The following is a 12,793-nucleotide window of genomic DNA, read 5'->3' on the forward strand; positions in this document are numbered from 1 at the left end:
TATTATTCGATCCGCCGGATCCTGACTTTGTTGAAGCCGATCAGCGAATTCAGGATGAAGCTGAATACCGACACGAAAATTGCCACGAGGAATCCGGACCAGAATCCCGCCACGATGAACCCGGGAACCAGCCACGCGACCAGCAACAACATCAGCGCGTTGATGACCAGCACAAACAGACCCAGGGTCAAGATCGACAACGGCAGCGTCAGGATCACCAGCGTCGGCTTGAGAAAGGTGTTCACGATCCCCAGCATCAGGCCGGCGACGAACAGCGATTGCGGCGTCGCGAACGAGATGCCGTCGAACAGTTCGTCGGCCACCCACAGCGAAAGCGTGTTGACGCCCCAGAATACGAGGAAGCGCACGACGGGATTGATAGTCATTGAGGGATAGTAACAAAAAAGGACTCGGGACTCAGTGCTCCGGACTCGGAGGAATCTCCGGTGGGAAGTTCTTCACTCAGTCCTCAGTCCTGTTTTCTCTGTACACTTCGGCCTCTTTCGGGAATCCTCCATGCCCTCGCAACATCATCAAACCCTGCCCCGCTCGATGTGGGTGCTGCTCGTATTGCTCACGTTCGGCTGGGGCGTCAACTGGCCGATGATGAAACTGACGCTGGCCGAGTTGCCGGTGTGGACATTCCGCGGCCTCTGCGTCGGCTCCGGCGCGGCCGGCCTTTTCCTGATTGCGCGGCTGGGCGGTCAGTCCTTGCGCGTGCCGCGGGGCCAATGGACGCGGCTCATCGTTACCTCGGCCTGTAACGTGACGCTGTGGAACGTGTTCATCGGTTACGGACTTACCATGCTGCCCGCAGGGCGTAGCGCGATCCTCGCGTACAGCATGCCGGTCTGGGCTGTGCTGCTCTCCTTATTCATTCTCCATGAAAAGCTCACGCGCCGGCGTCTGCTCGGTCTTGTGCTCGGGATGGCGGGAATGGCGCTCCTCATCGGCGGAGAATTCACCGTGATGCGAGCGTCGCCGCTGGGAGCGATCCTGGTTGTAGGCGCGGCATTCGGCTGGGCGCTCGGTACGGTATTGATGAAACGCCACCCAATGGGCCTGGGAACCACGGCACTCACCGCCTGGCAACTGCTGATTGGCGGATTGCCGATCATGATCGGCGCACTGATCATCGACTGGGGCCGCTGGAGGCCGATCGGAACTCCTGCCGTCATCGGACTCGTCTACAACATGTTTTTCGTGTTCATTTTCTGCTATTGGGCATGGTTCAAGATCGCGACTACCGCACCGCCCAGCGTATCCTCGCTGAGCACGCTGATGATTCCGATCGTGGGCGTATTCAGCGGCATATGGCTGCTCGGAGAGTCGCCGCGATGGCAGGAGTATGCCGCGCTGGTACTGGTGATCGCGGCGCTGGCGACCGTGCTGATTCCGCCTCGCCGAACCGCGCCGGTCTAAACCTTTCGGAGCCCGATCCGTTAATTCAGCCGGAACTGTCGTGGCCGCGCCGGCCGGTCATGTAGCCTGCGGCAAGACAAGAGCAATGGCCTGGAAGTTGCTAAACTCAGGATTCAAATGAAAATCCAGCGTCTCGTCTTACTGGTTTCGGCGATTTCTGCCGGAATTGCGCACGCCGACATCTACCGTTACGTCGACACCGACGGGACGGTGCACTTCACCAACGTGCCGCAGGACAGCCGATTCAAGGTTTATCTGAAGGAAAAGAGAACGCCGGACCCGGTTGCCGACACGCTCGCCAGCGAAATCCGCCACTACGATGAAAAGGAGCGGGCGCGCTATGCCAAGCCCATCCAGGACGCGGCGAAGGCCACGCGCCTGGAACCCGCCCTGATCCATGCGGTGATCTCGGCAGAATCCGGCTATAACCCGTTTGCACGTTCACGCAAAGGCGCTGCCGGCCTCATGCAACTGATGCCCGAGACGGCAAAACGCTATGGCGTGAAGAACCGGCTGGATCCCGTGCAGAACATAAGCGGCGGCGCACGCTACCTGCGCGATCTGATCCGGATGTTCAACAACGATTTGCAGCTTGCCGTCGCCGCTTACAACGCCGGCGAGAATGCAGTGGTCAGGGCCGGCAACCGCATTCCGCCCTTTCAGGAAACCATGACCTACGTTCCCCGGGTCATGACTTACTACAAGAAATACCGAACGACCTCCTAGTCCTTTCGCGGTCGCGGACAAAGTCCCGCAGTCCGATCCTCAGGCAAATCGGGCACAAACAGGAATTTCCAGTCACTGTAGTGCTGCGCCCCGGAAAAGTTTTCGTGGCGGGGACCGAGGTTTGCCTGCCTGAACGGGGTTTGGTCCGAGCGACTTATAGACCCCGACGATTTCACTTTCTGGTCCTTTCACCAATCCCCAATCCGCACTGCCGGTCATCGGATCGACATAAAGCCGGCGCAGATAGCGCTGCGTAGTCGGAAAGCGGCGGTCGTGCAACAAGTCCTCGAGCTTGCCGGGCCACTTTTTCTCTCCCGGCGAACGATCGTAGTACGCCCCTATCGCCCGGCGGAACTGTTCTCCGGCGAACAACAGTTCGCGCTCCTTTTCCCTCTGCGTTTCCGTGTGCCAGACCAGGCCTGTTGCCGCAAGCACGATGCTCATGAGCGCGACCAGGATGAGCAGCCCGATGTAAGTGAAACCGCAACTCGAGGCTGGATAGGGGAAACTCCTCTCCACTGCCCCATCGCTCTTCATCATTGATTTGCCGATTGCCGGTTACCAGTCCCCATATTTGCTCCCGTCCAATGCCACGCCCGGTGCGCCGCTTTTTACATCGAACACGCCGCCCTTCCCCGCTTCGCCCGGAGGGACGGTCGACCAGGTAGCGGCGCAACCATCAAGTCGGTGCAGTTCTCGATGGATGGCCGCGTTGTGTGCGGCAGCGTCACGCTGAAGACCGATGGCCTGGTCGCCGCGGCACCCGCCGGCGCGACCGTAGCCTCTTTGTGCGCACACGATGAAGATCGTCCCGGACTGCATACCCTGCGCGTTACCGCCACGCAGAGCGACGGGCAATCGGTTTCCCGCGAAGGCAACTTTGAGGTCCCTGCCGATCAAATTCGGCGGCAAGAAGGTCAGGAACATCATCATGCTCGGCGATGGCATGGGTGCTTCGCACCGAACCGCCGCGCGCATCGTGGCCAACGGCGTAGTCCAGGGGAAGGCGAAAGCACCGCTGGCGATGGATACCTTCCCGGTCACCGGCATGGTCATGACGGCGTCAACGTTTCGCTCGACAAGATCGGCAAGCGTCGCGGCACCTCGACTGTCGTCGACGACTATGGCTTCCCCGATCAGCCAATGCTCGACGAGATGACGAAGAAGGCGCTGGAGGTACTCGGCAACGAGCGCAACGGTGTCGTGGGCAACTACGATACCGCGGGATTTCCGAAGTACACCATTGCCGCTGACGGCTATCCGGTCGCGACCGACATCGACCGCAAGATGCTAATCGGCTACGGCGCGAACGCCGACCGTTACGAAGACTGGCTGACCAACGCGCAACCGATACGCGACAGCCAGCAGCCATTCAACGGCGCGGCGCCGCTCAACACTTATCCTTTGGACCCGTTGAAGCGCGACATTGCGGGCGGCTTCCTGGTCACCGGACAGGTCGAAGGCACCACCGCCGTACATACCGGATCGGACATTCCACTGTCGGCTTTCGGGCCGGGCGCCCGGATGTTCACCGGCGTCATGGACAATTCCGATGTGTTTTTCAAGCTCGGCCAGGCCGCGCTCGGCGGTACTCGCGAAGACGATTGATCTCCGGGTCTTTCCCGGAGTCTGCGAAGGACGTTGCGGTCGCAACGCCCTTTATTTCTTTGCTTTGTCCCGCCGGCAGTCTTCTCGCGTGCACGCGCGCTGCTCGTCGCCTATCATTCGCCTCTCTTCCCGCCGAGCTTGCCGGAGAACAACAATGAAAATCGATAAAATCGAAACGATGGTGCTGCATATTCCCTACACCAGCGGCGGCCCGTCGGACACTGAGGCCTGGGGCGGGAAAGCCTGGCAGACCGCGGACGTACTGCTGGTCAAGGTCGGCACCGACGCCGGCGTCACCGGCTGGGGCGAAGCCTTCGGCTACAACGTCATTCCTGCCACCAAGGTCGCGATCGACCAGATCCTGGCGCCGATGTGCATAGGCCGCGATCCACTGGCCATCGAAAGCCTGACGCAGGAAATCCAGCAGAAGCTGCATATCTTCGGGCGCAGCGGCCCGATTATCTTCGGCCTGTCCGGCCTCGACATCGCACTGTGGGACATCGCCGGCAAGGTTGCGCATCAGCCCGTGCACCAGTTGCTGGGCGGCGGCAAACCGCAACTGACCTGCTACGCGAGCATGATCCGCTACACCGAACCGAAACGGGTAGCGGCCAATGTCGAGCGCGCATTGAGCCAGGGCTACCGCCATATCAAGCTGCATGAAATCGAAGTCGCGCCGGCGCGCGCGGCGCGCGAGGTCGCCGGCGACAACGTGGACATCATGCTCGACGTGAACTGTCCGTGGACGCTGCGCGAAGCGCTGGACATGACGCAAAAGCTGCGGCCGCTGAACCTGCGCTGGCTCGAGGAGCCGGTATGGCCCCCGGAAGACCACACGGCGCTGGCGCATGTTCGCGCGCACGGCGGCATCCCCGTTGCGGCCGGAGAAAACGCCACCACGGTTGCACAATTCAAGCACTTGTTCGATGCCGGCGCGGTGGATTTCGTCCAGCCCAGCCCGGCCAAGATGGGCGGTGTTTCCGAACTGCGCAAGGTATTCACGCTCGCCGCTGCGTACAACGTGACGGTAATGCCGCACAGCTTTTATGACGGCCCGGCCTTCCTGGCGGGGGTTCACGTCAATGCCGCGCTGGGCCGCGGATCAATGGTGGAATGGCGGTACTTCGACCTGGAGGCACGGCTCTATGGCAACCAGGCGATTCCTCAAAACGGATCGATTGCCGTACCACAGGCGCCCGGATTGGGATTCGACCCCGATCCCGAAGTCATCCGCCGTTATCGCGCCGACTGACTCGGCTCCGGGGATTCTGCTGCCGGACGGCTTGCGCGTAAAATTGTCCCTCATGAATCTCGAACGCATCACCGTGGAGTTCCACGCCGAAGAGGACCGCCTGATGGTGCGGGTGTTTTTCGACAAGAAAGCCGAAATCCAGTTCTGGCTGACACGGCGCCTGGTCAAGCGCATCTGGCCGGTACTGCTGCAAACGGCGCAGGCCAAGCCGGACATCCAGATGCAGCCTAATCCCGAGGCGCGCAAGGCGCTGCTGGGATTGCAGCACGAAAAGGCGCTGCAGGAGGTGAAATTCTCAAAGGCCACTCAGGAACCGGAGCGCGAGCACCCGCTGGGCAACGCGCCGATGCTGGTGAGCAAAGTGCGTGCACGCCGCAACGAGAGGGGCCAGACCGTGTTGTCGCTCCAGCCATCACAGGGAAATGGCGTGGATCTGGCGTTAAGCGACACGCTGCTGCACGGCCTGATGAAACTTGTGCAGGACACGGCAGTCAAGGCCGAGTGGAATCTCGCGCTCGCGGTGCCGGCGTTCACGCACGCTCCTTCCGAAGAAGACGTCGGCCGCACCGTCAACTGACGCACGGCTGCGGCGTTGTTGCCAGCAGGACTCCGCCTTGAAAGCCTTCCCCCCTTCTTTTTTCCGCGCCCGTACTGCGGCAACCGCCCTGCTGCTGACCATGCTATCGGGCTGCGCCACGTTTCGCAGCTACGATTCCGAACTGACCAGTACCATCAATCTGGCGGCGGCAGGTAACGTCGACGGCGCAATCAAGCGGCTCGAAGGCAACAACAAGCTCGGTTCCAAGGACCTGCTCTACTACCTGGAACTCGGTGAGCTGCAGCGCCTCAATCATCGATACGACGAAAGCGAGAAAGCGTGGGTGGCCGCGGATGCGCATGTGCAGGCGTGGGAAAAAACGGCGCTCGCCAATCCGGAGAAACTGCTCGGCAGCGTCACCAGCGTGGTGCTCAACGACAAGACAATCCCTTACGAAGGCCACGATTACGAGAAGGTCATGCTCACGACCCGCCTCGCGCTGGATCATCTCGCACGCGGCGATTTCGAAACCGCCCGCGTGGACATCAAGAGGACGCACGAGCGCGAGGCGGTCATTGCAGAATTGAGGAAAAAGGAACTGCAGAAGACCGAGGAAGAAGCGAAGACGCGCGGCATGAAGACCAGTTTCAAGGAATTGAACGGCTATCCGGTGCAGACCATCGACAGCCCGGAAATCAACGCACTCAAGAACAGCTATGAGAGCGCGTTCAGCCACTACCTTGCCGGCTTCGTCTATGAAGCGCTCGGTGAACCCAGCCTTGCCGCCGCCGGTTACCGGCAAGCAATCGAATTGCAACCGAACCACCCGCCATTGGAAGACGCTCTGGCGGGATTGGATACACGCGTCGCAGCGAGGGACGACGGCTACACCGATGTGCTGTTCGTCATCGAGTCGGGAACGGCGCCGGCGCGGCGGTCGCGACAATTCAGCCTGCCTTTTCCCTACCGAGGCCGGTTGCTGATCGTGCCGGTGTCGTTCCCTGTCATGGCACCGACCCAGCCTTCCTTCATGCCCGCGCAGTTGCAGATACAGGGCGAGGCTCCGATCAGCACCACCGTCATCACCAGCCTCGACCTGATGGCGCGCAAGGCCTTGCAGGAAGAAATGCCGGGCATCATGCTCAGAGGTATCATTCGTTCGAGTTCCAAGGCGATAGCGCAGTATCAGGCGGGCAAGAATGACCAGACCGGGCTCGCGGCGTTTGCGCTGGCAATCGGGTCGATCGTCACCGAATCGGCGGACGAACGCGGGTGGCGCTCGTTGCCGGGGCAAATTGCGATCGCGCGGGCGCGCATTCGGTCCGGCGAGCACACCCTCGCCTTCGGGGCCGGTCCTGGCGGCCAAAACATACGCTTCGGCGTATCGGGCCGTTACGCCGTGATTGGATTGCGATTTCTGGGCGGAGCCACTTTCGCGATCCTCCCCGCGGCATTGCCGGCCGGAAAACCGGGCCCCGAAGCCCTGGAACGCCAGCGTATTCTCACCCGGTCAACGACTATGACGGCGGGAACGTTTTGACCATCACGTTACCTTACTCCAGGAGCAAAACATGAACCTGCGCGTACTTGCCACCATCCTGATCGCATCGATCGCCGCAGCCGGGTGCGGCGGCAGCAAGTTCGAGCGCCCCGGTTTTGCCTACGGCTGCCCGACCGGCGATAACAAGAAGATCGAATCCAAGGAGGATCTGATCAAGGCGAAACTCGAAATCGCCGGCTCCCTGCCCAAGATCGAGGTCGCGGACCTGCGCTGCTCGGAACGCGCCAGCCTGCTGCGCATCGACGTGGATCTGAAGAACGAGAGCAAGGAAGTACGCCGCATCGCCTATCGCTTCCGCTGGCTCGACAAGGAAGGCATGCGCGCCTGGGACGACGAATCGTGGAAGCCGGTGCTGATCTACGGCAATACGCTTTACACGGTGACCACCATGTCGCCCTCGCAGGAAGCGACGGACTTCAGGGTCGTGGTCATGGATCAGGACAAATAACAACGCAACCGATCATTTCGAAGGAGTGACCTCATGATGCAATTCCCCTCTGCCCGGCTCATCGCCGCATTCGCACTGTGCGCGGCCGCCGGCCTTTCCGGCTGCGCCGAGAAAACCCGTTACGGCGACGCGCGCGGCGTCGAAACCGTGACCAACCAGTTCGGTTCCACGGACCTGCAGATGATCGCCGAATCCATGACGCGCTCGATGCTCAACACACCGGTGGTGGCGGGCGGGAATCTGCCGATCATGACGGTGCAGGAGGTCAAGAACAAGACCAGCGAGTACATCGATACGCGCGCGATCACCGACTCGATCCGGGTCGAATTGCAGAAGAGCGGCCGGGTGCGTTTCGCGGTCGATGCGGCGGCGATGGAGCAGCAGATCGAGGAGCTGAAGCGCCAGCAAAGCGACTACTACGATGCCAAGAAATCAGCCGAAATCGGCAGGATGGTCGGCGCGGCGTTTCGTCTCGAGGGCAACATCACTTCGATCGTCAAGGAAGCCAAGGGCGTGAAGGACGTGTACTACAAGTTCAACCTGCAACTCTGGAACGTGCAGAACGGCTTGCTGGAATGGACGGACGAGAAGGAAATCCGCAAGACCACGACAAAATAACCCCCCTCTCCCCGGCCCTCTCCCGCCAGGGGAGAGGGAGCCCTAGTTCAAGCCCTAAAATAAAAGGCGACCAATGGTCGTCTTTATTATTGCATCAAAACTCCCTCTCCCCTGGCGGGAGAGGGTTGGGGGAGAGGGGGTTAGTCGCTCATCCCCAGCGCTTCCGCCATGACGTGGAAGATGACGTGCTGCTCGAGGACGCCGCGAATCAGATGAGCCTGCGGGCCGCGTGCGTAGATCGCAACATCCTCGCCGCCATGCGTCTCGCTTTCCATCGGCATCGTCGATTCCTGCATGTAGTCCGGCGCCGTCGTGTCCACGCCGGTCAGATCCGGCCTGCCATTCGTTATGCCGTGATATCCGGGGCCGTGGTGAGGAAATTTTTTCGACCCCTCCGGCTGCGTTATCGACTGACCGGTATAGCCGGGGCCGTTGACGTAACCCAGCGTGGTATACGGCTGGCCGAGCGCATCCTGCGCATATTCCTTGGTGGGATGGCCGGGCTCGATCACCTTGCCTAGAATCGGGTTGCCGCGCCTGGGATAACCGGCGATGGTAAACGTGTGGCTGTGGTCCGCGGTGACGATGATCAAAGTGTCACGCGGATCCGTGCGCTCCATCGCGAGCTTCACCGCACGCGCGAACTCGACGGTATCGGTGAGTGCGCGAAACGCGTTGCCCGCATGATGCGCGTGATCGATGCGGCCACCTTCCACCATCAGGAAATACCCTTTCTGGTGCTGCGAAAGAATATCCAGCGCCTTGCCCGTCATTTCAGTGAGCGAGGGTTCGCCGGCACCATCCTTGGCGCGATCGTGCTCGTATTGCATGTGCGAAGGCTGGAACAGGCCGAGCAGATGCCTGACCTGTTTGGTGTCCACCGTATCGAGCTGCGCCTTGTTCCAGACGTAAGCCGATTTCGGGTAGCGTGTCTGCCATTCCTTGGTCAGATCGCGGCCATCGTGGCGCTCTCCCGTTTTGTCCGGATACTCGGGATCATGCACCGTGCGCGGCAGGAACTTCACACGCCCCCCGCCCAGTGCCACCTCCAGTCCATCGCCGTGCGAAAATTCGACCAGTTGCCGGGCGATGTCGGGAAAGCCGGACTCGTTGGCCGCATCCGGCTGGTCGGCGTCGCTTTCCCAGTCGCGGTCGGGCGAGTGCGCGTAACATGCAGCCGGCGTCGCATGGGTGATGCGGGTGGTCGTGACCACGCCGGTGGCCATACCGCGATCTTCCGCGCGCTCGAGGATGGTCTTGGCCGAGTTGACGGCCACCGCGCGGAAATCGCCACGCGCGACCCTTTCGTTCACCGATATCAGACCGTCGTTGGTTTTCATGCCGGTCACGATCGCGCTCATGGTCGGCGCGGAGTCCGAGGTCTGCTGGTTCGCGCTGTAGGTTTTGGACAAAGCGACGTAAGGCAACTTCTCAAATGAAAGCTGGTTCTCCTCTCCGGACATGCCGCGCTGCTGACCCTCGAAGATGCGCGCCGCGGTGACAGTGGAGATGCCCATGCCATCGCCGAGGAACAGGATCACGTTCCTGGCGTGACCCATGACGGGTTTTTCCTGCTTGGCTTTTTCCACTGCGGCGCGTCCGCTGCGGAACCATTCTTCCGGGGATTGCGCGCCTGCCACGGCAGTCTGCAATGCCAGCATGGCGGCGGCAATAATTCCCAAAATAAATTTATCGGTCATTCAAGTGGTCCCAGTGCGGCGGCGTAACGTTGGGCACAGCGCATTCCGAAGGCGTTCGGCCGCAGCGCCGGCGCGCGATCGAATACTTCTCCGAGCCCGAGGCGCATCGCGGCAATCCGCTTGCCGTAAGTGTGCAACGTATCCAGTGATTGCATGACGAAGACGATCGCGGGCAGCACCTCGCGATAGAGCGCCTCGGCATGGGTCTCCGCACCTTCGCGCAGAAGATCGAATATGCGCGCCTGGCGGTCGAATGTATCGGAGGCCGGAATCATGCCTGAACACCCGGCACGCAGGTTGTCGATGAGTTCGAGTCCGCCGCGGCCATTGAATACCATGAGGCTCTCTCCGGCCTCGTCGATGAATTGCCGGATCGACAGCGCCGGCCCTTCCCCTTTGAGTATGCGAAAGTTCGGATGATTTCTCGCCAGTGTTTTTACGCCTGCCGGCGTCAACCCCACGCCGAGGTAGTCCGGCGCGTTCTGGACGGCGACCGGCAATTCGACGCGATCGGCCACCGCACCGAAGAAGCGAATGAAGAATTCCTCGGGCACGCCTCGATCCGGCGGCGGCTGCAGGATCACCCAGGACGCGCCACGCGAATGCGCGAACTTCGCGAACTCGACCTGCGCATCGACCGTAGGCGCATTGACCGTGATCGCCAGCGGCAACCTGCCGTCGAGTTCCTCGGCCACCCAGTCCACAAGTTGATGTCGTTCGATGTCCGACAGCTTGTTGACCTCGGTGCCGAGCCCCAGCACGGCCATGCCGTGCGCGCCGTTGTCGATGAAGGCCTGTACCTGCCGTCGAGTGGCCTGCCTGTCCAGGCCGCCCTGTGCGTTGAAAAAAGCATACAGCATCGGGTAGATTCCGTGCGGCACGTCGTTATCGTTCATTGCGATTCCTCCCGGGCTGCATCCTATACGCTCACCGCCGCTGCCTCAAATTCCGCGGCCACTGCGGAGAATCGGTGTACCATTTTTCCATTCCATATTGGTTTACGTGATGCAGGACGGGCTCGAGATTGCGGCAATGGGCAATCTGATGGGCACCGCCACCAAGGTGAGGGGACTCGCGGGCGCCGTGATCGACGGAGCGGTGAGGGACGCCGCCGAGCTGAAGCGGCTCGAATGTCCGGTGTAGTCGCGGCGCGTCAGCCCGGCGACTTCGGTCGGTCGCATGATCAGCGTGGACAAAAGGCACGAAGAATTCTTTTTTTATACCCCCTTGAGGGGTACACAAGGGAACACGAAAGAGAACGAAGAATAAGCATGTACAGATTTTCCTCGTCTTTGCGCCTTTGCGTAGACAAGTGTTTTCTTGCTCTGCCTTTCTTCGTGTTCTTCGTGCCTTCGTGTTGAGATTTCCGGTTTGCTTTGCGGGTTTTCAACAGCAGGAGCCGATCACGATGATGGATGTACGGCGCAGGGAGTTTCTCGAGACCGCGGGTGCTCTGGCCGCGAGTGCGGCGCTACCCGCGTGGGCGACGGATCTGGTGCCGACGCCGGCACAGATGCGCGGACCGTTCTATCCGCTCACGTTTCCGCTCGACCAGGACAATGATCTGGTTTCGGTAAGCGGCCGCTCGGGCATTGCCTATGGAATGATCACCAACATCACCGGGCAAGTGCTCGATGAGAAGGGCCGCCCGCAGGCCGGCGTACGCGTCGAGATCTGGCAGGTTAACGGTTACGGGCGCTATCACCATGCCGGCGACAACAGCGACAAACCGATCGACCCGAATTTCCAGGGTTATGGAACAGCGGTTACCGGTGCAGATGGCGCCTATCGTTTTCGCACCGTCAAGCCGGTCGCCTACCCCGGCCGTGCGCCCCATATTCATTTCGCCCTGACGCGCAAAGACTTCGGTACTTTCACCACGCAGATGTACGTCGCGGGCGCGCCGGAAAATGAACGCGACTTCCTCCTGTCCGGCGTTCGCGATCGCAGGGCGCGCGCGCGCCTGATCGTCGCGCTGGCGCCCTCATCCGCAACCGCTGGCGAACTGGCCGGAGAATTCAATATCGTGCTGGCGGATGACGGCCGGCTTCAGCGTGGCGCCCTGCCGGCGGCCTACCGGCAGGCCCGTCTTGGCCTATAGTTGAAACATGATCGATCAACCGGGCTGGAGGCCCCAATGGAACTGACGGAGGAGGAGATCCAGCTGGTCCGCAGCAGGCTCGAGGTCATGAAGATCGAGCACCGCGACCTCGACGATGTGATCGAGCGCCTGTCGCACGGCCAGAAGCTCGACGAACTGCAGATGCAGCGCCTGAAGAAACGCAAGCTGCTGCTGAAAGACCAGATTTCCATACTCGAGCGGCAACTGGTGCCTGATATTTCAGCCTGACCGTCCCTCGCCTGCGTTGAACCATGACGTTCTTGTTGAACCATGGCGTTCTTGTTGAACCATGGCGTTTTTGTTGAACCATGGCGCACTTGTTGAACCCTAGTGCATTTGTTGAACCCGGGCTGACTTCTGGTGGTCTCACACCGAAGACAATCCGGCCCATCACCCCATGCGCGCCTATTTTCCCCATCTCGCCGCCATTTTCCTCGGTCTGGTCCTGTTGAGCGGTTGCGCTGGCATGCAGCGCCGGCCTCCGCCGTCTGTCGAGCAGATCGTGGAAATGGCGAAAGCCGGCAAGCCAGCCGAGGAGATCGTTCGCGAACTGCAGGAGACCCGCGCGGTCTATCCCCTGACCGCCTCGCAGATCGTCAAGCTGCACGAACAGGGCGTACCCGAAGCGGTGCTCGACTACATGCAGAACGCCTACGCCGAAAGCATTCGCTGGAACGCGCGCATGCAATATGAAAGCACATATTGGTGGCACGATTGCTTCTACTGCTACCATCGGCCTGTCATCGTCGTTCCGCGTTGATCGTTAAAGGCCGATGGGGTGACGTCTGCAAGACGCGC

Annotated in this window: 14 protein-coding genes and 2 pseudogenes; 12 read left to right on the forward strand and 4 right to left on the reverse strand. The window is 61.0% G+C overall.

Translation table 11 applies throughout. From position 1 onward, the window contains the following. Positions 1-2 precede the first annotated feature (2 nt). A complete protein-coding gene (locus HY067_02025) occupies positions 3-386 on the reverse strand; it encodes a phage holin family protein (GenBank protein ID MBI3526725.1) in 384 nt (127 codons plus the stop codon). A gap of 130 nt (positions 387-516) precedes the next feature. Here HY067_02025 and HY067_02030 point away from each other — a divergent pair, with 130 nt between their 5' ends. Together HY067_02030 and HY067_02035 are read left to right on the forward strand one after the other, a co-directional pair. Continuing rightward, positions 517-1,422 (forward strand): DMT family transporter, encoded by a 906-nt coding sequence (locus tag HY067_02030; protein MBI3526726.1) that lies wholly within the window; start codon positions 517-519, stop codon positions 1,420-1,422. Positions 1,423-1,539: 117 nt separating this feature from the next. Continuing rightward, entirely contained in the window at positions 1,540-2,148 is a 609-nt protein-coding gene (locus HY067_02035) for a lytic transglycosylase domain-containing protein (protein MBI3526727.1), read from the forward strand. On the opposite strand, the pseudogene HY067_02040 reads toward HY067_02035, so the two are convergent. After that, positions 2,145-2,685: pseudogene (locus HY067_02040) on the reverse strand (type II secretion system protein). The gene HY067_02035 and the pseudogene HY067_02040 sit on opposite strands and share 4 nt — an antisense overlap. Before the next feature lie 162 nt (positions 2,686-2,847). On the opposite strand from HY067_02040, the pseudogene HY067_02045 reads away from it, so the two are divergent. The 6 genes and pseudogenes from HY067_02045 to lpoB all read left to right on the forward strand — a co-directional run bounded on the left by HY067_02045 (position 2,848) and on the right by lpoB (position 8,173). After that, positions 2,848-3,756, forward strand: a pseudogene (locus tag HY067_02045) (alkaline phosphatase). Positions 3,757-3,910: 154 nt separating this feature from the next. Next, entirely contained in the window at positions 3,911-5,008 is a 1,098-nt protein-coding gene (locus HY067_02050) for a mandelate racemase/muconate lactonizing enzyme family protein (GenBank protein MBI3526728.1), read from the forward strand. 52 nt (positions 5,009-5,060) lie between these two features. Then, on the forward strand, positions 5,061-5,585 hold the full coding sequence (locus tag HY067_02055; protein MBI3526729.1) for a hypothetical protein: 525 nt from the start codon (positions 5,061-5,063) through the stop codon (positions 5,583-5,585). Between the two features lie 37 nt (positions 5,586-5,622). Next, positions 5,623-7,086, forward strand: coding sequence for a hypothetical protein (locus tag HY067_02060; protein ID MBI3526730.1), 1,464 nt, complete (start codon positions 5,623-5,625; stop codon positions 7,084-7,086). A 31-nt stretch (positions 7,087-7,117) separates the two neighbouring features. Continuing rightward, on the forward strand, positions 7,118-7,555 hold the full coding sequence (locus HY067_02065; GenBank protein ID MBI3526731.1) for a DUF1425 domain-containing protein: 438 nt from the start codon (positions 7,118-7,120) through the stop codon (positions 7,553-7,555). A 33-nt stretch (positions 7,556-7,588) separates the two neighbouring features. Then, positions 7,589-8,173 (forward strand): penicillin-binding protein activator LpoB, encoded by a 585-nt coding sequence (lpoB, locus tag HY067_02070; GenBank protein MBI3526732.1) that lies wholly within the window; start codon positions 7,589-7,591, stop codon positions 8,171-8,173. 140 nt (positions 8,174-8,313) lie between these two features. Here lpoB and HY067_02075 read toward each other — a convergent pair whose 3' ends face one another. Both HY067_02075 and HY067_02080 read right to left on the reverse strand, forming a co-directional pair. Next, positions 8,314-9,873, reverse strand: coding sequence for an alkaline phosphatase (locus tag HY067_02075; GenBank protein MBI3526733.1), 1,560 nt, complete (start codon positions 9,871-9,873; stop codon positions 8,314-8,316). Then, entirely contained in the window at positions 9,870-10,769 is a 900-nt protein-coding gene (locus HY067_02080) for a dihydrodipicolinate synthase family protein (protein MBI3526734.1), read from the reverse strand. Before HY067_02080 ends, HY067_02075 begins: the two co-directional genes overlap by 4 nt. A 97-nt stretch (positions 10,770-10,866) precedes the next feature. On the opposite strand from HY067_02080, the gene HY067_02085 reads away from it, so the two are divergent. From HY067_02085 to HY067_02100, 4 genes are all read left to right on the forward strand, one after another. Next, positions 10,867-11,016 carry a hypothetical protein gene (locus HY067_02085; protein MBI3526735.1) on the forward strand — a complete coding sequence of 50 codons (150 nt, stop codon included), beginning with the start codon at positions 10,867-10,869 and terminating at the stop codon, positions 11,014-11,016. 265 nt (positions 11,017-11,281) lie between these two features. Beyond that, positions 11,282-11,974, forward strand: coding sequence for an intradiol ring-cleavage dioxygenase (locus tag HY067_02090; GenBank protein MBI3526736.1), 693 nt, complete (start codon positions 11,282-11,284; stop codon positions 11,972-11,974). Between the two features lie 42 nt (positions 11,975-12,016). Continuing rightward, positions 12,017-12,223 (forward strand): DUF465 domain-containing protein, encoded by a 207-nt coding sequence (locus HY067_02095; GenBank protein MBI3526737.1) that lies wholly within the window; start codon positions 12,017-12,019, stop codon positions 12,221-12,223. Positions 12,224-12,392: 169 nt separating this feature from the next. Next, positions 12,393-12,755 carry a hypothetical protein gene (locus tag HY067_02100; GenBank protein MBI3526738.1) on the forward strand — a complete coding sequence of 121 codons (363 nt, stop codon included), beginning with the start codon at positions 12,393-12,395 and terminating at the stop codon, positions 12,753-12,755. The last annotated feature ends 38 nt before the right edge of the window (positions 12,756-12,793 follow it).

The sequence above is a fragment of the Betaproteobacteria bacterium genome, assembly GCA_016194905.1.
Lineage (GTDB): Bacteria > Pseudomonadota > Gammaproteobacteria > Burkholderiales > JACQAP01 > JACQAP01.